This is a genomic window from Paenibacillus sp. FSL F4-0097, assembly GCF_038593125.1.
In the GTDB taxonomy this organism is placed as follows: Bacteria; Bacillota; Bacilli; order Paenibacillales; family Paenibacillaceae; genus Paenibacillus_AQ; species Paenibacillus_AQ odorifer.
Map to the genome: position 1 here is coordinate 3,381,576 of NZ_CP151965.1, position 20,166 is coordinate 3,401,741.

The window sequence follows — 20,166 nt, forward strand, 5'->3', positions numbered from 1 at the left end:
AACCCTTCGTTAATTTTATTAACGGAGGGTTTCTTTTGCTGATCGCCTCATATACATATTCCGATATACAGCCGGGGTGAGGTTCTCGTATTTTTTGAAGGTTTTAATGAAATAGCCCGTGTCGCAAAAGCCCAAATCATCACTGACTTGATTGATCGGGGAATCCGTGGATTCCAGCAGTTGCTTAGCCCATTCAATCTTGAGTCTGGCAATGAAGATGGAGAAATTCTCTCCAGTTTCTTTAGTGAAAATACGGCTGAAATAACTGGGGCTGATATGACAAAGCTTAGCCATCTCTTTGAGGCTGAAATTCTCATTTTTGTGAGCATAAATGTAATTAAAAGCAGGCTGAAGCACAGAATTTACTGAGACGAACTTTTGTACACCATTCTTTAATTTGGTCTCGATCAAGGCCCCGGATAACTCCTGCTGTATGGATTGGATTTTTCGGTACGTACGGTCTGACTCGTCCATTGCTTCAGCAGAAGCGGGTTCTTCTATATTGGTGGTCAGAACCTTTTTGTACAAATCCACAGTAGTATGCTTTTGAATGGCTTCCTCCACGATATAGGTACTTAACTGCAGCAGCAGCTCAACACACTTTGTTACTTCATCGTAGGATAAAACAGGCAGTGCCTGGTAATCCTCTTTGAGTGCTTTAAATTTCATGTTCGTCTCCACATTCGGCGGGCGAGAGACAATTTGCTCCAGTTGTGGCACGTCAGGTTCACGAAGCTTGAGCTGTCCGGCCATAATTGCACCTAGATATTGATTATCTATAATGATCGGAATCGCGATATCTATAATATTGAAATGACATAAATAAATAAACGGTTTGTTCTGGCGAACCGCTTCAATCCCAGCGCGGGCATCACATTTTTGACAATATTGAGAGAGATGGGAGTCCTGGCGCACACCTTGACAGAATGGCTGGCAATAGCTGTGCTTGGTCACGGGAACACCCTTGTAATCAACAGTAAGAATAGCCATTTTGGTTACAAGAGATAAGGAATCCTGGAGCTTTTCCCATTTCTTCAAATCAATAATTTCTTCTAGATTGAACCGGGATTTTGACATCACAAAATTCTCCTAAGTAAGTTATAGAATCTTAATGAATATTATACAGAATAATTCAACACAATGACAAGAAAGTTCGATTTTTCACGATTATGACAAATAAATACGATAAGAAAACGCTTTAATAAGCTTTTATTGTTTCATGTTTCTTAAATTAGAGCAATCTATAATGATAACTATAAACAACTGAGGAGGAACGAAAAATGAGAAGAGCATTTATCAGTCCGACGAAATATGTACAAGGTGAGAATGAATTATTGAACTTAGGTTACTTCGTAAAAACCTTTGGTGATTCTGCTTTGTTAATTGCCCATCCAGATGATGTAACACGTGTGAAAGACAAACTGGAGTCAACTAAACAGAAATTTAATATAACTCTTGTTGAAAGCGGCTTCCACGGGGAATGCTCAAGACAAGAAGTCGCCAGATTACAAGCGCTAGCCAAGGAGCATCAATGTGCATGTACGATTGGCTTGGGTGGAGGTAAGGCGATTGATACGGCAAAATGTGTAGCTGAAGGAGAAGCACTGATTATCGTTCCAACGATAGCAGCAACTGATGCTCCGACAAGCCACTCAGCGGTGCTCTATACTCCGGAAGGTGAATTTGACGATTATGCTTATTTCAAGCAAAGCCCGAGTGTAGTCATGATTGATACAACAGTTATTGCCAATGCACCTACAAGATTTCTTGTGGCAGGCATGGGAGATGCACTTTCAACCTATTTTGAAGCAAGAGCTACTGCAAATTCGTATTCCAACGTGAATGCAGGTTTACCTTGCGGAGTTCGTGAAGGGGTTTGCGGTGAAGCTAAAGGGACAGTAACAGCGTTGGGACTTGCGAAGCTCTGCTATGAGACATTGCTTGAGAATGGATTCAAGGCGAAGCAAGCTTGCGATCTGAATATCGTAACCCCAGCTTTGGAGAATATAATTGAGACGAATATTCTTTTATCGGGTCTTGGCTTTGAAAGTGGTGGTTTGGCAGCGATTCATGCGATTCATAATGGTTTAACTGCTTTGGAAGGAACTCATCATTATTATCATGGTGAAAAGGTAGCCTTCAGCACGATTGCTCAACTGGTTCTTGAAAACGCAGACCGGACTGAATTAAAAGAAGTGTTGGACTTCTGTCTTTCGATTGGTCTCCCAGTATGCTTAGCGGATATTGGTGTTGAGCATGTAACCTATGAGGAACTGCTTGAGGTTGCTAAAAAAGCTTGTATTGCTGAGGAATCTATCCATTCGATGCCGTTCCCAATTACGGAGGATGCGGTTGCATCAGCAATTATGGCAGCCGATCAATTAGGCCGTCAATATAAATCAAGTAAGGAGCTTTAAAATGAAAAAAATCATAAACAAGCCGGAGACTCTGGTTAGAGAAATGTGTAACGGGCTTGTCTTGGCGCATCCCGAGCTGGATTTCGATCCTAAATTCAAAGTGATTTCTAAGAAAGAGATTAATCAAGATAAAGTTACCCTGATCAGTGGTGGCGGAAGCGGGCATGAGCCGGCTCATGCCGGGTTTGTAGGAACCGGGATGCTGGATGCAGCTGTATGCGGTGATGTGTTTGCTTCTCCATCCCAAATTCAGGTTTATCAAGCGATTCGCCGCACAGCCAGCACCAAAGGTTCGCTGCTTATTATCAAGAATTATAGCGGTGACATCATGAACTTTAAAAATGCGGCCCATCTAGCAACTGAAGACGGCATCGAAGTGGATTATGTCAAAGTAGACGACGACATTGCCGTTGAAGACAGCCTTTATACAGTAGGGAGAAGAGGCGTAGCCGGAACAGTGCTTGTTCATAAGGTAGCCGGAGCAGCAGCAGAAGCTGGATTGTCCTTAGCGGAAGTGAAAGAAGCGGCGCAACATACAATTGATCATGTGCGCAGCATAGGCTTCGCCTATACCTCTTGCACCGTGCCTGCCAAAGGTACTCCGACATTTCATATTGAAGAGAACGAGATGGAATACGGGGTTGGCATCCATGGAGAACCTGGAATACGCAGGGAGAAAATTGTACCCGCAGATGAATTAGCACAGCGAATGGTTACCTCTTTGCTAGACAACTTCCAAATGAATGATCAGAAGCAGGAGGAAGTAGCCGTATTAATTAATGGATTTGGCGGCACCCCGCTGCAAGAGTTATATTTGCTGAACAATTCTGTCATCCGCGAATTAACTGCTAAGAATAAACAAGTGTTTAAAGTGTTTGTTGGTAACTACATGACCAGCATTGACATGGCAGGTGCATCGGTGACGATAATGAAGCTGGATGAGACGCTGAAGAAATGGTTATCTGCGCCTTGTGATACACCAGCCTTGTCGATTAAAGGCCCCTTTGAGCCTGTGAACTATACTGAAGTAATCCAGGAAGAGAAAGCAGACAGCAATGTATCCTTTAAGAATAATACGGATGCTGCTGCAGCGGTGATTAAGAACAATCGGTTTACTTTGCAAAATATCGTCTATCTGCTCGATCAAATGAGCCAGGTTATTATTGAGAATGAAGTTCCGTTCTGTGAGCTTGACTCCCACGCTGGAGACGGAGATTTCGGGATGAGTGTAGCTAAGGGCTTTAAACAGCTGAAAGTCGAGTGGGAAGATATTTTAGCTCATCATCTCACTAATATCGGTGAGTTTCTTGACGCCTGCTCCATGGTCATTATGGAATATTGCGGCGGAGCATCCGGACCGATCTGGGGATCAGGCTTCCGCGCAGCGAGCAAAAATGTTCAACAGAAGGAAGAGCTGACCATTCAGGAGTTTGCTGATATGATGCAAGCTGTTGTCAAAGGGATTCAAGATACGGGTGAAAGATCTTTTGGCAGAGGGGCTGTTGTCGGAGACAAGACATTGATTGATGCGCTTGTACCGTTTGCAGATGCCTGGACCCAAAGTGCAGAACAAGGCGACGATATCAAAGTGGCGGCAAGTAAAGCAGCGGAAGCAGCTGTCCAAGGTTCTAAAAATACTATAGAAATCGTTGCCCGTATGGGAAGAGCCGGCACAGTAGGGGAACGCAGCATCGGTTATCCGGATGCGGGTGCTCATGCACTTGGGGTTATTTTCACAGAGCTTGCAAAAGCAATGAAATAAGAATCACACATAACCTGAATCCGAGGGATATCTACTCATGGGGTCTACTAATGAATTTTTCGGATTCAGGTTATTTTTTTTGCCCATTTTGTGTTACACATTTTGATTTGATACTTTTTTTGGGGGGGAGACCAGATGAAAAAGTTTCTGTCTACGAGATTAGCATTGAAATTTTTATGTGTCGCTTTATCCATGGTTTTGATCAGTTGTGTGGGAGCTTCTTTCTTGCAAACAGATTTCGGCAAGGTCCAGATTAGTAAGTTTAAGATTCCGTCCGATAATGGTACTTGGATTGAGGGAAATCTGTTCAGGCCTGTCTCAGCAAATGCAGAGCATAAAGTTCCACTCGTCATTACTAGTCACGGTTTTTTAAACAATAAAGAGATGCAGGATAGTACCGCAATCGAACTTTCCCGTCGGGGAATTGCTGTGATTGCAATGGATTTCTTATGGCATGGTGGCTCGAGCTCTCCTGATATGCCATTTTTCCCAACGATAATGTCAGAGAATAATGGGATGATTCCTTTAGTGGAATATGCATCATCCAGTCTTGATTATGTAGACTCTACAAAAATCGGCATTAGTGGTCATTCTATGGGTGGAATGATTACCTGGAGTACACTCCAGTATTATGGCCAACTTTATTTGGCGGAGCTCGAAGCGGCGAAAGATCCCTCTTCGGAAGACGGCGCAGTTATTACGGTAAGTGAACAAGCCAAGGCTGATGCTTCGAATAAAGTTGCATCCGCTTTCATTATTTCTCAGGTCGAACAGTCTACCGATGAGACTTTTCAAAACATCCATGCCAATGTAGGCATCAATGTTGGCAAATATGATGAAGGCGGCTCCGGATTTGCGAAGGGGAATGCCGATCTTTCGGGCGATGCCCCAGAATCACTAGCTGCTATAAATTCAGTAATGCCGGAGAATCAAAAAATAAACGCTGTGGAAATCGGCAAATATTACGGTAATGCAGCTGATCAAACCTTGCGCGTCGTGTACAATCCAGCGGAGATCCACCCTTGGCAACACTTTTCGGTGGCGAGCACTGGTTATTTAGCAGACTTTTTTACGAAAGCGTTTCAAATCAATAATCCGTTATCTGCCGGCAACCAATTATGGTTATGGAAAGAGATCTTTAACTTTATCGGCTTGTTAGGATCCTTTTTATTTATTGTCCCCTTTGCGGTATTGCTCCTCAAGCTTCCTTGTTTCAATAGTCTAATTCAACCTACTCCTGCCAAGTTACCGGAACCTAAGACCAGAAAAAGCAAAATTCTTTTTTGGGGCTCTTGGATAATGAGTTGGGTAATTTCCGCAATATCATACCTTCCGATCAGTCGCTGGAGTATTATAGCTGGACAGAATATCCTTCAGCCTCGTAGTTTATTTCCACAAACCGCCATGAACTTTATTTTAATCTGGGCGATCTTTAACGGCCTTGTGGGTCTATTGTTATTCTGGCTAACCACTCGTTTATCAGGAAAAAATTATAATGAGCACTCTGAAAGCTGGGGAATAAAAACAAATTTGAAAGAACTGCTGAAGACTTTTGCACTTGCGGTATGTATATTCACTGGATTCTATGCTTTGGTTGCATTTGCAGATTATTTCTTTCAGACAGACTTCCGCTTATGGGTACTGGCAATTAAAGTATTCACTCCGAATCAATTATTAATTGGCTTACGTTATATGCTTTTCTTCTTTATATTTTATGTTGCACAGTCAATTGCCGTGAACTCTACCACCCCAGTTGAAGGGCAGAAAGAATGGAGGGATCTGCTCATTAGCGGGACAGGCGGTGTACTTGGAATTCTAGTGCTCATTGGGGTACAATACGGAACGTTATTTTCAACAGGCGTAACTTTTTGGCAAAATCAAGATTGGCTCAGAATACTAGTCCTTTTCCCTCTCGTTTTCCAGCTTTTTATTGCAGCATATATTTCGCGTTACCTCTTTAAGTGCACAGGGAAAATATGGCTGGGAGCCATGGTGAATTGTATGATTATTGTGATGATGGGCGCAGCCAATACATTTACATTTTGAGAGATGCTTTAATCTATTCTTCTACAAAGAATATGCCTACGGCGTAAGAGGTTTAGATAGAAAAAACGTACTGCAGCTAATGCAGTACGTTTTTTGATTAAATAATAAATTCAACGATGTATTGTTGGCAAATGAGTTCATATCCCAGCGATTGATATAGAGAAATGGCTCCTACATTCTCCTCAAAAACATTCAAATATACGTTAGCTGAAATGGCATGTCCTTGGCGTGTTAGCTCTGCACAGACTTTTTTTCCATATCCATTTCTTCTCCAGGCCACATCCGTTCCGATATTTCCTAGTTCAACGTAATCCTCACTATATATGTGGTATCCTCCTACAGCAATCAGCTCGTCTTGTGCCATCACACCATAGAACGGATTCTGTAATTCTTCTTTTGAAAAAGCCATGGTTTGCAGCTCGTTCATCTTTGCTTCAATTCGCTGGAAATGAGCAGGTCCTAAGTGCATAACATGCTTGTCCGCTGTTGGTAGAACATCTTCATGAATATGTTTCATTAGAAGCAATTTTTGGGGAGGGCTGTAGAACTCAAGCTGAGAAGCAAAGACCTGCAGCTCTTGTTCGTTAATAATAAAGCTACCCACCGCATGGTTATGTAGATGTAATTCATCTTTCATGAACGCCAACATTGAGCTGAGACAAAAGGATTGCTGAACTGGATATACAGAAAAAGCATTAAACGGAAGGCCACTTAAAAAGGCTAATACTCCAAGCAACTCGCCCTGGTCAGAATACTGACCGTAATGCACTGTGTTTTGTCTGCGAAAAGTAAGGTATGAATAATATAAAAAATGCTGTTCCTTATTAATCGAGCTTAAAATAACATCCAACTCTGCTGCTGTTAATTTTCTATACATATACGACCTGCCTCCATTAACAATTGCTGTTGCTATTTCCTCTTGCCGAATTAGCACAACCTTTTCTAATATATCATAAATCAGAACTTTAATTGCTTTATTGCTGGGTTGAGCCAAGTATGATACTATTGTCCCCTTAGAAACATAAAATGAGATATGAAGGTTTTCTTGAGAGGATGATATATATTAAGGCAATCTTAGTTCGGTACTTCGGAAATCCGCAAGATCGAACCGCCATGTTCAACGCTGCTTCCTTAGTCATCGATGCTTTTATTGGTATAGGCAAGTTAATTCTTGGGTTATATCTATTGTCCGGATGGTTCATCACAAATGCACTTTATTATCTGATCCTTTGTATAGCCAAAGGACAGGTGCTTCATAAATATACATTAGCTAAAAAAGTCAGTTCAGCACAGCAAAGGTATTCACTGGAGCTTTACGTTTATAAGCGTGGCGGTGTTTTTCTTTGTCTTCTAGGGGTTTCTTATCTGTTGGTCTGCCTGCGGATTTATCTAGTCGGAGATGCTTTGGTTTATGAAGGTTACATTGTATATCTGGTAGCACTGATCGCTTTTACAAAACTTGGTTTTGCCATTCATGGAAATATTGTTAACCGTCATCTCAAAAATCCCATTATATCAACATTAAAAATGATTAGCTTTACTGATGCCTTAGTCTCCATTGTTGTCACTCAAATGGCTGTGCTTACAATGAAAGGCTCACCTCAGGCATTAAACGCCAGCGCGTTGTTTGGCATGGGATGTAGTGTTTTATTTTGTCTGGGGGGGATCTGGATGATGCTCCGTAAGACAAAGGTTCCAATGAAGGAAGTAGAATTAATTAAAAATTAGATGATATCATAACTTCCCCTTATCCCTTAGGATGAGGGGTTATTTGTATTTTTATGTCATATTATCAGCGTTGAATGCCGAAGCTTATAGAAAATTATATTTTTATGCAACCTAAACACTTCTTTTCCTACTTTATAAGTGAATGCTTAATCAAATCGAACGGAAGTGATGGAGTGGAAGATAGTGAAATCATACAATTGTATTTTGCACGTAATGAAAGGGCAGTAGAAGAAACATCGAAAAAATATAGAAATTATTGTACTCGGATCGCTCATAACATTTTGTCTAATGCTGAAGATTCGGAAGAATGTGTTAACGATACCTTTCTTGGTGCATGGGAAGCAATACCGCCGAAGTCTCCTGCAAAGCTGTCCTCTTTTCTGGGGAGAATCACACGAAATATTGCTTTGAACAAATACGATTATTACATGGCTAAAAAACGGAATAAAAAATTCGATACGATTCTTAATGAATTAAACGATTGTTTATCCTCTTCAGACAACGTTGAAACCCAATACGAGGAAGCACAAATAGCCGAATCTATAAGCAAATTTCTACACAACATTAAGGAAGATCAGCGGAATGTTTTTTTGAGGCGTTACTGGTATTCTGATTCTTTGGCCGATATTGCCGCACGCTTCTCAATCAGTGAAAGTAAAACCAAATCAATTCTTTTCAGAACACGCAAAAAACTCCAAATATATCTTCAGAAAGAGGGTTATTTCCTTTGAATAATAAAGAGCTCTTCAAAACAATCGGTTACATAGACGAAAATTTGATAGAAAAAGCCAACTCCGCGAGACGCACTAATAAAAAAACTTATGTAAAGTGGGGCTCATTCGCAGCTTGTGCTGCATTGGTGTTAGGTGTGGCCGTTTATAAATTTCCACAGACGCCGTTGCCTAATTCACCACAAATATCGCAGCAGACAGCAGTCTCGTCTCCCACAGGGGTTCGCAAAATTCTGAATTACAATGGATACCGTTATGCATTCGTAGCAGATGGCGCTCAGTTTAAGTTCACAGGTATGGAGCCTGACAAATCGCTTGGTGCATTAGAGTTTGATCTCAACCAAGAGCCCGGAAAGAAAGACGGGGATAAGAATGCGGAAAAGGATTATGCCGCTACGTTCGCAATTGGTGGAAAGCTGTATGAAATCCCAACATACCCATCCCATTTTCGTATTGCAGTTAAGGATGAGCAATATTTTTATCTAGCTGAAATTGTGGCGAAGGTAGACGATTCTGCAATGAGCGCGAAGGAGTATTTAGATCTGGCTAATCTGAAGGAGCATGCAAAAGATATCAATATTCTGAATCATGTGGGGAATGACGTGCAAAAGACTATCACTGATCATCCTATTGTTGTGTCCATTATCGAAGGTTTGTACAGCGCAAAAAAAACAGAGCTAAGCAATAAGGAATATGAAGCTCTTGCAGCGGCGCAATCCCAAGGGAAATCATATCAATTACAGTTCAACCTAAAAGACGGGACTTATATCGCCATGTATATCATTCCCGAATTAAAGGTGGTGTCTATGGGTGATGCTTATTATTATTTGCCTGATGCCTTTTTTGTTCAAACCAGCGACCTCTTTTCAGGGCTGACACAAGAGGTGCTACCGCTTTACTGAGGAGGCGGAGATAAGTGATCCTTACAAACTGTACATTGCAGGTTATCCAATATCTCGCATATAATGATCTAAATGATAATCGTTATCATTTAATAGAAGAGAAAAGGTGATCTGCTCATGATAAAACATAATATTGGGATTACGGAGTGCAGCTTACCTGCTGAGTGTATAACAGAATGACAAGTTCATCTATTCATAACATCTATAACGGGTATTTCGATGCTTTGTTTGAGGCTCCGTCTATGAGGGACACTACAGAGAGGAAACATTTTGCACAATCCAGTACCCAAGGATACGTCGATAGAGTGATCACACCCTCCGGGATCGAAATTGTTGATAGTGATTACCGTTTTGCTGATGATCGCCTAGTTCAGGTTCAATCCGAAGCAGCAATGATTGAGTTAAGCTTTTGTCTGCAGGGGAGCGGGGAAGTTCATGTTACAGATACTAGCCATGAGTTAATGCCCGATAGTTGTTCATTGCAGTTCATGCAGGATTTCCAGGCGGAATTTCACTATCGCAGTGCTGAACCTATCCGTTTATTGTCCATAGGTGTACCAGTTACACTATTTGATTCATGGATGGAGGATCAAGGCTTTTCACATGCTCGCAGCTTATCCGGACTGTTAGATTCACGTGCTTTTCGAATGTTCCGTATGCCTATTCTTCCAGAAACCACCCGATTATTGGTGCAATTGAGAGACTGTCCATATCATACCTCCATGCGCCGGTTGTACGTAGAGGGGAAGGCATTAGAACTCTTATCTGTATATTTTGACGTTTTTCTTTTTGAGCAAAAGCATATTAAACGCAGTTTGCATTTATCACGTAGTGACCGAGAAAACATTCGGAAAGCCAGGGATATCATCCTTGACCACATGGCAAACCCACCTTCGCTAATCGAATTGTCCAAGCTGGCAGGCATTAACGAATACAAATTAAAAGTTGGATTTAAGGAAGAGTACGGAACAACTGTATTTGCATATTTACGGAACAAACGTTTAGAAAAAGCATGGGAAATCATAAGTACCGGGGATATTAGTGTCAGCCAAACAGCGACGATGGTAGGTTACAACAACTTTAGTCATTTTGCCGAAGCTTTTCGGAAGCAATATGGAATTAATCCTTCAGAAGTAATTAAAAAACGATAAAAATTAAATAAATATCCGCCAAACCGTTATTCAATCCCTCTGCCGGTAGTTCTGTCCTATCAGCAGAGTGTATGATCGGACTTGCTAGAAGTGAGAATGATTATCAATAGATTGGAGAGGGTTGGAAAAAATGTTCAGTTTAAAACGGATCTCTTTTGTCGGAATCGCCTTAATCATGATGGTGATGCTGTACGGGTGTGGGAATTCAGGTCAGGAGGCTAAAGGAGATGTTGAATTACCGGTGAATCCGGTTAGAATTGCCGATGTATCCGGCTCAACGGAAGAACTTCTGGTGCTTGGATATAAACCTGTTATTACTGGGAATACAGATATGGCTAATTCATTAGAAATCACTCCTATTCTCAAAAAAGAACTGCCTGATGTAACTCCCGCTGGATGGTTTCAGACGGAAGTCAACTTAGAAGCGATCATTGCAGCAAGCCCTGATTTGATACTGGCAGGACCTACCCAAGAAAAAATCTATGATCAACTAAATATGATTGCTCCAACAGTGAGGGTGCCTTATGGCTTTAACGCTTTTAGAGAGCGATTTGCATTTGTTGCGGAGGTGCTTGATAAGAAAGCGGAAATGGAAGCGTGGTTGAAGGTCTATGATCAACGTGCTCTACTACTACATGATCAAATCACTGAGATAACCAAGGAAGAGACGTTTGCGGTAATCGAAGCTACAGAGAAAGAAATACGCATCTATTCCCGCACAGGTATTGCGGATATGATTTTTAATGATCTAGGATTACCCATCGCGCCAGGTACACCGAAGCCAGATCCATGGGGAGGGAAAGTGACAAGTCTAGAAGCACTGTCCACCTTTAATCCAGACCATATCATTTTATTATCCGATAATGACCAGAATGTTCTTGACCAAAGCAAGGTCTGGAGCAATCTGAAAGCTGTAAAATCGAATAATATATATCGTATGACAAGCAGACAAAATTATAATGAGGCTTTCTTTGCTTTAGGAAAAGAAGCATTGTTGGAGCAAATAGCCGAACAAATCAAGGAACATATCAAACAGTAAAGGATAATTTAATCTTTTCTCGAATAATCTCTGAGTTGCAATGATTATTATTTGAAGGGATGATTAAATTGAAGCAAGGGATATTAGTTTTTCTAAATGGAACTTCAAGTTCCGGAAAGACCTCCATATCGACTGAACTGATAAAACAGAAAGAGATTCCTTTTTATCATTTATCAATTGATGATTTTTTTAATAATTACAATGATTTTATTAATAATAAATTTCCAGATGAACCTACAAGAGAAATAGATCATCAAGTCGTTTCCCAAATATTGGATGATTCCATATTCTCAGTGTACCATTCGACAATTAAATTGTTATCAGAATTTGGTTTTAATGTAATAGTAGATACCGTAATCGACAACGATAAGAGGTTTAATGTGTTTCTTGATCAATTTTTCGATCACCCTACGTTATTTATAGGTGTAATATGCTCGAAAGAAGAACTCATAAGAAGAGAGCAAACAAGAGGAGATAGAATGATTGGACTAGCAGCTTCACAGTTTAGCAAAGTATATTGCTTTGAAGAATATGACCTCGAAGTAAATACGGAAGAGATGAATTCATTAGAATGTGCTGAAAAGATATTAAGTTTTATTAAGTCCAATAAGGAATACTCGGTATTTAAGAAATTAAGTAAAAGAAATGTTAGTGTTTCCTAGATGGTGTATCCAGATAACACCATATTCAAGCCTTGGGGCTATCACCCCTCGGGCTGCCGAGGGATTTCGGGATAAATACGGGATAAATCCCGGCAAGCTTGTGAAACAGTTTGCTTCTACTGTACTGTTGACTTCAAACCAAGAATCGAACCTTTAAAGAATACGGAGATAACAGTTGCAAATAACCCACCAGTCACGACTGGTGGGTTATTACATTTACATATGAAGATAAACGCAAATCCCTCAGAATTTATTCTATCTCTCGACTACTGTTTCTCCTTCAATCAACACAGGTTGATAATAAGTGTTGTTGGGAAGATCCTTTTTTCCTTGTAATTTTTTAATGACCCAATCCGCTGCATCACGGCCCATAGTTTCTTGGGGATGCGTCAAAGTGGTCAGTTTGATGTTCGCATTTTGGGCAATATAGGAGTTGTCCTGGCCAATAATTGATAATTCCTCTGGTATAGAAATGTTCAGCTGTCTGCAAGCATTGACCACTTCCAAACCAACCTCGTCGTTGTAGCAGACAATCGCAGAGAGGGTATCTCTATTTTTATTTAGGAAATCCTTCAAGTTCGTAGCTAAGGTTTGTTTGGTCTCGGTGTTGAACGAAAATATTTGCTCTGGATAGAACCGCAATTTAGCTTCTTCGAGGGCTTTGATATAACCCTTCATTCGATATTTGCCTTGTAAATCATCCATTTTTGCGATAAGTCCAATTTGAGAGTGGCCTTTGGAAATCAATTCTTTTGTTGCCAGATAACTGGACTGCACATCGTCAAGACAAAGGAAGGGGAGCTCTATTTCCTCATAAAAAGCATTAATCATAATGAGTGGAATATCTTGCTCCTTAAACGACAGATAATACGCAATATTGGGATTATACAGATTACTTTTCGTAGGTTCAATAATTAAACCATCTACACCGTAGGACAACATCATTTCGAGAGCTTTTTTTTCTTGCGCAACATCGTTATTGGTACTAGCCAATAATAGAGAATAGTTATCCTCATTCATTCGGCTTTCAATCCCCCGGATAATAGAAGGGAAGATGTAGTCAGAGATATACGTCGTAATTACACCGATCGTCTTCTTATGTGAACTCCCGCCGGTCTTTGTGCGATATTGGTTGCTGACATACGTGCCAGAACCTTTTTCGCTGCGGAGGAATCCTTCGTTGGATAGCTCTAAAATGGCTTTTCTAACAGTCTGTCTGCTAACCTCGTACAAGGACTGCAAGGCAGACTCCGTAGGAATTTGTTCGCCTACATTGTAATCTCCTGAAAGGATCTTGCTTTTTATATCCTCTATAATCACTTGATACTTTGGTTTCATGTAATTCCTCTTTCCATACTTGTTCGCTTTTTGATTCGTTCATTTCGTTAAGTTGTATGTACAAATTATAGCATGACTACGAATTAAATATAAAGGGGCTCTTTTTTTATGAAAAAATGTAAATATTTCGTACCTTTAGATCATCATAAACAAACTAAGTACGGAGTTAAATTATTATCATCTCCATATTTGTATGTATATATAACTATTTTATTGACAAATGTACGTACAAAAATTTATACTAAAGCTGTTAATTAAGAAAGCGAATTCTTTTATATTAAAAAAGCGCTGTCAGAGAGGTGACTAACGTGATATCGAATCGATTAAGCATCGAAGAAGCAATCAATAAGGGAGAAACTTCGCTAGGGATTGAATTTGGATCCACGCGTATTAAAGCAGTACTTATTGATCATAGTTTTCAAACGATCGCTTCTGGAAGTTATGAATGGGAAAATCAATTGAAAGACGGCTTTTGGACGTACAGCCTAGAAGATATTATCAAAGGTCTACAAGATGCTTATCGTGAGATGAAGCAAGAAGTTCAACAAAATTACGGAATCACCCTCCAAACCGTTGGTTCAATCGGGTTTTCTGCAATGATGCATGGATATATGGCTTTTGACGAACAGGATCAATTGCTCGTTCCGTTCCGGACTTGGCGTAATGCAACAACTGGTAAGGCAGCCAAAGAATTGACGGATGTATTTAAATTCAATATCCCGGAACGTTGGAGTATTGCTCATCTTTATCAGGCGATCTTAAACAAAGAAGAACATGTGCCGGAGATTCGGTTTGTTACGACGTTGGCAGGATACATTCATTGGTTATTGACCGGCAACAAAGCACTTGGTGTTGGGGATGCTTCAGGTATGTTCCCGATTGATGAATCCATAGGGAATTATAATGAATCCATGATACAACAGTTTGATGAGCTTATTGCTGGCAAAGGTTATTCGCTGAAGACCAGCGATCTTCTTCCTAAGGTGTATGTTGCCGGTGAGCAAGCGGGTCTATTAACCGAAGCAGGAGCCAAAATTCTGGATCCATCATTGCAATTACAAGCTGGGATTCCGCTTAGCCCTCCAGAAGGGGATGCGGGAACCGGTATGGTTGCTACCAATAGTGTAAGAAAACGTACCGGGAATGTCTCCGTAGGAACCTCTGTTTTTGCCATGATCGTATTGGAACAAGAACTTTCTAAGGTTTATCCGGAAATTGATATGGTGACTACACCAGACGGAAGTCCGGTAGGTATGGTTCATGCTAATAACTGTTCAAGTGACCTTAACGCCTGGCTCGGATTATTCCGTGAGTTCTATGAAGCAATGGGGCAAAACGTAGAAGCTGATAAATTGTACAGCGTATTGCTGAATAAGGCTTTGGAAGCAGACGCAGATGCGGGTGGATTGCTCAGTTACGGTTATTTCTCGGGTGAGAACATTACGGGGTTAGAAGAAGGCCGTCCGCTATTTGTACGTTCGCCTGAGAGCAAATTTAATCTGGCTAACTTTATGCGTGCACATTTGTTCAGCGCCTTTGGTGCTTTGAAAATTGGAATGGACATTTTGACGAAAGAAGAGAATGTAGCCATAGATAGTATTTTAGGACACGGCGGTATATTTAAGACTCCGGTTGTTGGCCAAAAAATGATGGCAGCTTCACTGAATGTTCCTGTTTCCGTAATGTCAACTGCTGGAGAAGGCGGCGCATGGGGAATGGCTATTCTTGCCTCCTACATGATGAACAAAAATCAGGAAAAAAGCTTGGAAGACTTCCTCGATCAAAAAGTGTTCAAAGATGTAAAGGGAGAAGAAATTCATCCCGATGCAACCGACATTAAAGGCTTTGAAACCTTTATCGAACGTTATAAAAAAGGTTTGGCGATTGAGCAATCCGCTGTTGATAATTTAGTCTGAAAATGGAGGGACCAAGATGTTAGAACAACTTAAAGAAGAGGTTTTTCAAGCCAATCTGGAATTGCCGAAACATGGACTTATCAAGTATACATGGGGAAATGTGAGTGCAATTGATCGCGAAAGTGGATTATTCGTAATCAAACCTAGTGGTGTAGATTATGAAACAATGAAAGCCAGCGATATGGTAGTTGTTGATCTGGATGGCAATGTGGTTGAAGGGGAGATGAGACCTTCCTCCGATACACCTACTCACGCAGTACTTTATAAACATTACTCCGAAATTGGCGGAATCGTGCATACACATTCCACTTGGGCAACTATTTGGGCACAAGCAGGACTTGACGTTCCTGTAATGGGAACTACGCACGCTGATACATTCTATGGCTCCATTCCTTGTGCGCGTTTCTTGACGCAAGAGGAAATCGATCGGGGTTACGAAGCGGAAACAGGTAATGTAATCATCGAAACCTTTGAACAACGCGGGATAGATATTATGGCGGTTCCCGGTGTTTTGCTTAAAGGCCACGGACCCTTTACTTGGGGGAAAAATGCAAAATCCGCTGTAATGAACAGCGTAGTGTTGGATGAAGTATCAAAAATGAATTTATTTGCTAGAGAGTTGAACCATTTTGCGGAAGAATTGCCACAACGTATTCTAGATAAACATTACTTGCGCAAACATGGGAAAGACGCTTATTACGGTCAAAAATAATCAAACTACAAAATGATGAAAAGAGGATGAATATGTCAACAGCAGTAGCAAAAGAATTTTGGTTTGTCGTAGGTTCGCAACATCTTTATGGGGAAGAAGCATTGGCTGAAGTTAAAGCGCACGCACAGACGATGACAGATGCTTTGAATAAAAGCGGAGTTTTGCCTTACCCACTAGTATTGCAGGATTTGGCTGTCAGCGCAGATAAAATCACCAACATTATGAAAGAAGTTAACTACCGTGACGAAGTTGCCGGTGTCATCACTTGGATGCATACTTTCTCACCTGCAAAAATGTGGATCCGCGGAACAAAAATGCTGCAAAAACCTTTGCTTCATCTAGCTACGCAATATAATGAAAGTATTCCATGGGCAACAATAGATATGGACTTCATGAATCTAAACCAAGCAGCTCATGGTGACCGTGAATATGGTTTTATTAACGCCCGTTTGAACAAACAAAACAAAGTGGTTGTAGGCTATTGGGAACGCCCTGAAGTTCAAAAGCAAATTGCAGAATGGATGGACGTAGCCGTTGCTTATAACGAAAGCTTCAATATCAAAGTTGCTCGTTTTGGTGACAACATGCGTAACGTTGGTGTAACTGAAGGAGATAAAGTTGAAGCCCAAATTCAATTTGGCTGGACGGTTGACTACTTTGGTATTGGTGACCTGGTTCAAGTCATTAATGAAGTTAAAGAAGAAGAAATCGATGGTTTGTTTGCTGAATATGCAGAGCTGTATGAATTCGACTATGGCACTAACAGCAAAGAAGCATGGGAAGCTAGCGTAAGAGTTCAAGCAAGCTATGAAATTGCTATCAAACGTTTCCTTGATCAAGGTGGCTACAATGCCTTCACCTCAAACTTCGAAGATTTACATGGAATGAAACAACTTCCAGGACTTGCTGTTCAACGTTTGATGGCACAAGGATATGGTTTTGCTGGAGAAGGAGACTGGAAGACTGCAGCTCTCGACCGCTTACTTAAAGTGATGAGCCATAACCAATCCACTGGCTTTATGGAAGATTACACCTATGAATTGACGGTTGGACAAGAATCTATTCTTCAATCCCATATGCTTGAAGTAGATCCAACTTTGGCAAGCAACAAACCAAAAATCATCGTGTCTCCACTAGGTATTGGTGGCAAAGACGATCCAGCCCGTTTAGTATTTGACGGTAAAGCAGGAGACGGTGTAGTGGTTTCCATGGCTGACTTCGGTACGCATTACAAACTTTTGATCAACGAAGTGACTGCTTTTGAACCAACTGTTCCAGCTCCAAACCTTCCAGTAGCTCGTGTGCTTTGGAATGTTAAACCAAACTTCCAAGACGGGGTAAAAGCTTGGATCGAAAATGGTGGCGGTCACCACACCGTTGTTTCTTTAACTCTTACAACAGACCAAATTATTGCTTACGCAAAACTTGTTAACTTGGAATATGTAGTAATTAAATAATAGCAAAGCTTTATTACGATTAATAGGACTCCATTCCTCGACCTTTTCGAGGAATGGAGTCCTATTGTTTTGTTCGATATACTTCAATAAATGCGATAGTTTCCACTTAGGGCTAGTAAACTAAAGAAGTACAGACAGTTATCATAATAACGACGTTGTCCAGTTCGCAAAGGTGTATCCCAAAACAAACGGACAAAATGCTCTGCCTCCGGGCCATCCGAAGCAAGCGAAGCCATGGCATTGGTCGCCAAAAGGCCTACTGGATGCAGCGCCGGTTCGTCGAATGCCTGTCCCTCAATGGTGTACCGCCGGTAATTGGAAACTTCGATATTCCTAAAAAAAGCTTGAATTCGGTTACATTGATTGACCTGCCAGCTGTCCTTTTGGAACCATACCCAGTCCAGACCGATATTAGCCGCAACCCGGTAAGCATCACTGAAAAAATGGCTGAAATCACCATGAGGCTGGGGTTCTGCCGGGGTGCCGTTAAAATTGGCATATTCGGGAGCGAGACCAGTTATAGGATGGCATGTAGTGTGTAGATATGTGCGGCTGGCTTCCGCCGCTTCTCGCCAAAATATATGGTCACCTTCATCAGCCCACAAAGCGAACAAATCATAGAAATGGGGGAGATGGTAAGATGGATCACTGAAGGTGGATTCCGGTACGAATTTAATCAGTTTCGTTTCCGCGTCCCACATTGAGTCACCAGCGCCTGTTTCAGTTTTATGTACACAAGCACGCAATATTATTCGAGCCTGCTCGGAATAATTATAAGGTGCCGGACCGTTCCCCCAACGTTTTGAGGCAAAAAACAAAGCCATGGCGAAAAACTCTTCCCCGTCCGGTGCGGGTCCTTGTGAAATTCTTGTACCGTCAGGCTTGCAGTGCCAAGCAAAGTAATCGGCATAACGGCCTTCTTTGTGCTGCATAAACGTCTTAGAGAAGTTCCATAAACGATCAAACTCATCTTTTTTATTCATTTGAACAGCCATCATCATCCCGTAGGACATTCCTTCAGACCTAACATCCAGATTACCTGTATCCAGAATATAGCTTTTATCCTCGTCCAGCGGATAGTAGATTCGTACGTTCGGATCTCCGTAAAACAAATCACTCCAAGTTTCTTCGAGTTTAGCGTTGATTTCATCTTCAGAAAAGCCAAACTCCTTAAATAAATTGCGATATTTCCCCGTATAAAAAGCACCTTGTTGTGTCATTGGCATGATATTTCCCCTCCTGTGCACTCCAGCATGCACTCCATTTCAATAAAAACTAAGGATGGATGGTTTGAATGGTGCCATCATCGTTGTATTTCAGCTCCGTATATTTTACAGATCGCTTGTTGTCAGCACCACCAGATAAAGAACTATCATGATAAAATAAATACCACTTCTCTTTAAACTGAACAATAGAATGGTGTGTTGTCCAGCCCAGGACGGGTGTAAGTATTTTTCCTTGATATACAAAAGGCCCAAGCGGATCTTTACTGATAGCGTATACAATATTATGGGTAGTTCCCGTGGAATAAGAAAGATAATAATAACCGTTATATTTATGAACCCATGGACCTTCAAAATATCTTCTCTCTTCATCTCCAGCAAGAATCGCATTTCCGTTCGTATCGATGATGGATATTTCTCTAGGCGCACCTTCAAAGCTCAGCATGTCCTCGCTCAGCTCCGCTACGATAGGTCCAAGAGCTGGTGCCGTTTCAGCCGGTCCCTCGGCATTCGCAACAAATGAGCCGGTTTGCCATTTTTCAAGTTGACCGCCCCAAAGACCCCCAAAGTATATATATGATTTGCCATTATCATCAACGAAAACAGCGGGATCAATGCTATAACTGCCGGGAATGTAGTTCGGTTCAGGTGTAAAGGGTCCGGAAGGTGAAGTTGAGGTGGCAACCCCGATTCGGAAAATATCATCATGGTCTCGGGCTGGGAAAAACAAATAGTAGGTATTGTTTTTGTATGCTGCATCCGGAGCCCACATTTGCTGTTTAGCCCATGAAACATCCTTCACATGAAGTACTTCACCGTGGTCGATACAAGGGGAGCCATCTCCATCAATAGACAGAACATGGTAATCCTCCATATTATATTGATCACCGTTGTCATTAGAGATCATATCGTGATCCAGGTCATGAGAGGGATAAATATAAATCTTGCCTTCAAATACATGAGCAGAAGGATCCGCAGTATAAATATGAGTTACGAGAGGTTCATTGGGTTGCACTGGCTTTGTCAAGTCATTTCCTCCTATAAAGTTAATCGCTTACAAAGTTAATGGTATAAGAACTTTA

17 protein-coding genes are annotated in these 20,166 nt (G+C 41.2%); 12 read left to right on the plus strand and 5 right to left on the minus strand.

Annotated elements, in window-relative coordinates:
• Nucleotides 1-18: 18 nt before the first annotated feature.
• Entirely contained in the window at nt 19-1,077 is a 1,059-nt protein-coding gene (locus MHH86_RS15255) for a PocR ligand-binding domain-containing protein (protein ID WP_076217596.1), read from the minus strand.
• A gap of 203 nt (nt 1,078-1,280) precedes the next feature.
• On the opposite strand from MHH86_RS15255, the gene MHH86_RS15260 reads away from it, so the two are divergent.
• The 3 genes from MHH86_RS15260 (at nt 1,281) to MHH86_RS15270 (ending at nt 6,225) form a co-directional block, all read left to right on the plus strand.
• On the plus strand, nt 1,281-2,417 hold the full coding sequence (locus tag MHH86_RS15260; protein WP_076099237.1) for a glycerol dehydrogenase: 1,137 nt from the start codon (nt 1,281-1,283) through the stop codon (nt 2,415-2,417).
• A gap of 1 nt (nt 2,418) precedes the next feature.
• The gene (dhaK, locus tag MHH86_RS15265; protein ID WP_076099236.1) at nt 2,419-4,179 is read left to right on the plus strand and encodes a dihydroxyacetone kinase subunit DhaK; all 1,761 of its coding nucleotides are present in this window, start codon (nt 2,419-2,421) and stop codon (nt 4,177-4,179) included.
• A gap of 135 nt (nt 4,180-4,314) precedes the next feature.
• Complete coding sequence (locus MHH86_RS15270; RefSeq protein ID WP_051490971.1) at nt 4,315-6,225, plus strand: alpha/beta fold hydrolase; 1,911 nt, start codon at nt 4,315-4,317, stop codon at nt 6,223-6,225.
• A gap of 97 nt (nt 6,226-6,322) precedes the next feature.
• Here the strand turns inward: MHH86_RS15270 and MHH86_RS15275 are convergent, their stop codons facing one another.
• A complete protein-coding gene (locus MHH86_RS15275) occupies nt 6,323-7,102 on the minus strand; it encodes a GNAT family N-acetyltransferase (RefSeq protein ID WP_036677469.1) in 780 nt (259 codons plus the stop codon).
• 149 nt (nt 7,103-7,251) lie between these two features.
• On the opposite strand from MHH86_RS15275, the gene MHH86_RS15280 reads away from it, so the two are divergent.
• The 6 genes from MHH86_RS15280 (at nt 7,252) to MHH86_RS15305 (ending at nt 12,438) form a co-directional block, all read left to right on the plus strand.
• Entirely contained in the window at nt 7,252-7,953 is a 702-nt protein-coding gene (locus MHH86_RS15280; protein ID WP_076184599.1) for a hypothetical protein, read from the plus strand.
• Between the two features lie 74 nt (nt 7,954-8,027).
• Nucleotides 8,028-8,684: a sigma-70 family RNA polymerase sigma factor gene (locus MHH86_RS15285; RefSeq protein ID WP_249267686.1), complete on the plus strand. Its 657-nt coding sequence runs from the start codon at nt 8,028-8,030 to the stop codon at nt 8,682-8,684.
• On the plus strand, nt 8,681-9,586 hold the full coding sequence (locus MHH86_RS15290) for a hypothetical protein (RefSeq protein WP_256717302.1): 906 nt from the start codon (nt 8,681-8,683) through the stop codon (nt 9,584-9,586). Before MHH86_RS15285 ends, MHH86_RS15290 begins: the two co-directional genes overlap by 4 nt.
• Nucleotides 9,587-9,762: 176 nt before the next feature.
• The gene (locus tag MHH86_RS15295; protein WP_076316258.1) at nt 9,763-10,737 is read left to right on the plus strand and encodes an AraC family transcriptional regulator; all 975 of its coding nucleotides are present in this window, start codon (nt 9,763-9,765) and stop codon (nt 10,735-10,737) included.
• A gap of 130 nt (nt 10,738-10,867) precedes the next feature.
• Nucleotides 10,868-11,776 (plus strand): ABC transporter substrate-binding protein, encoded by a 909-nt coding sequence (locus MHH86_RS15300; RefSeq protein WP_076222488.1) that lies wholly within the window; start codon nt 10,868-10,870, stop codon nt 11,774-11,776.
• A 68-nt stretch (nt 11,777-11,844) separates the two neighbouring features.
• Nucleotides 11,845-12,438: an AAA family ATPase gene (locus MHH86_RS15305; RefSeq protein WP_038571047.1), complete on the plus strand. Its 594-nt coding sequence runs from the start codon at nt 11,845-11,847 to the stop codon at nt 12,436-12,438.
• Between the two features lie 255 nt (nt 12,439-12,693).
• Here the strand turns inward: MHH86_RS15305 and MHH86_RS15310 are convergent, their stop codons facing one another.
• Complete coding sequence (locus tag MHH86_RS15310) at nt 12,694-13,776, minus strand: GntR family transcriptional regulator (RefSeq protein ID WP_036677364.1); 1,083 nt, start codon at nt 13,774-13,776, stop codon at nt 12,694-12,696.
• A 308-nt stretch (nt 13,777-14,084) separates the two neighbouring features.
• Here MHH86_RS15310 and MHH86_RS15315 point away from each other — a divergent pair, with 308 nt between their 5' ends.
• From MHH86_RS15315 to araA, 3 genes are read left to right on the plus strand one after another with little or no spacing between them, the layout of a single operon-like run.
• Nucleotides 14,085-15,692, plus strand: a complete 1,608-nt coding sequence (locus tag MHH86_RS15315; protein ID WP_076317329.1) for an FGGY-family carbohydrate kinase — start codon at nt 14,085-14,087, stop codon at nt 15,690-15,692.
• A gap of 16 nt (nt 15,693-15,708) precedes the next feature.
• On the plus strand, nt 15,709-16,404 hold the full coding sequence (locus tag MHH86_RS15320) for an L-ribulose-5-phosphate 4-epimerase (RefSeq protein WP_036677359.1): 696 nt from the start codon (nt 15,709-15,711) through the stop codon (nt 16,402-16,404).
• A gap of 32 nt (nt 16,405-16,436) precedes the next feature.
• Nucleotides 16,437-17,861, plus strand: coding sequence for an L-arabinose isomerase (gene araA / locus MHH86_RS15325; RefSeq protein WP_038571054.1), 1,425 nt, complete (start codon nt 16,437-16,439; stop codon nt 17,859-17,861).
• A gap of 83 nt (nt 17,862-17,944) precedes the next feature.
• Here the strand turns inward: araA and MHH86_RS15330 are convergent, their stop codons facing one another.
• Both MHH86_RS15330 and MHH86_RS15335 read right to left on the minus strand, forming a co-directional pair.
• A complete protein-coding gene (locus tag MHH86_RS15330; protein ID WP_076141219.1) occupies nt 17,945-19,087 on the minus strand; it encodes a glycosyl hydrolase family 8 in 1,143 nt (380 codons plus the stop codon).
• A 49-nt stretch (nt 19,088-19,136) separates the two neighbouring features.
• The gene (locus MHH86_RS15335; protein ID WP_076141220.1) at nt 19,137-20,111 is read right to left on the minus strand and encodes a glycoside hydrolase family 43 protein; all 975 of its coding nucleotides are present in this window, start codon (nt 20,109-20,111) and stop codon (nt 19,137-19,139) included.
• Nucleotides 20,112-20,166 lie beyond the last annotated feature (55 nt).

Excerpts from the sequence above, each read along its gene's own strand:
- MHH86_RS15280 (WP_076184599.1), top strand. The coding sequence starts at position 7,252 with ATGAGATATGAAGGTTTTCTTGAGAGGATGATATATATTAAGGCAATC.
- MHH86_RS15270 (WP_051490971.1), top strand. The coding sequence starts at position 4,315 with ATGAAAAAGTTTCTGTCTACGAGATTAGCATTGAAATTTTTATGTGTC.
- MHH86_RS15310 (WP_036677364.1), bottom strand. The coding sequence starts at position 13,776 with ATGAAACCAAAGTATCAAGTGATTATAGAGGATATAAAAAGCAAGATC.
- MHH86_RS15255 (WP_076217596.1), bottom strand. The coding sequence starts at position 1,077 with ATGTCAAAATCCCGGTTCAATCTAGAAGAAATTATTGATTTGAAGAAA.
- MHH86_RS15285 (WP_249267686.1), top strand. The coding sequence starts at position 8,028 with ATGCCGAAGCTTATAGAAAATTATATTTTTATGCAACCTAAACACTTC.
- MHH86_RS15320 (WP_036677359.1), top strand. The coding sequence starts at position 15,709 with ATGTTAGAACAACTTAAAGAAGAGGTTTTTCAAGCCAATCTGGAATTG.
- araA (WP_038571054.1), top strand. The coding sequence starts at position 16,437 with ATGTCAACAGCAGTAGCAAAAGAATTTTGGTTTGTCGTAGGTTCGCAA.
- MHH86_RS15330 (WP_076141219.1), bottom strand. The coding sequence starts at position 19,087 with ATGCCAATGACACAACAAGGTGCTTTTTATACGGGGAAATATCGCAAT.
- MHH86_RS15295 (WP_076316258.1), top strand. The coding sequence starts at position 9,763 with ATGACAAGTTCATCTATTCATAACATCTATAACGGGTATTTCGATGCT.
- MHH86_RS15300 (WP_076222488.1), top strand. The coding sequence starts at position 10,868 with ATGTTCAGTTTAAAACGGATCTCTTTTGTCGGAATCGCCTTAATCATG.
- MHH86_RS15260 (WP_076099237.1), top strand. The coding sequence starts at position 1,281 with ATGAGAAGAGCATTTATCAGTCCGACGAAATATGTACAAGGTGAGAAT.
- dhaK (WP_076099236.1), top strand. The coding sequence starts at position 2,419 with ATGAAAAAAATCATAAACAAGCCGGAGACTCTGGTTAGAGAAATGTGT.
- MHH86_RS15275 (WP_036677469.1), bottom strand. The coding sequence starts at position 7,102 with ATGTATAGAAAATTAACAGCAGCAGAGTTGGATGTTATTTTAAGCTCG.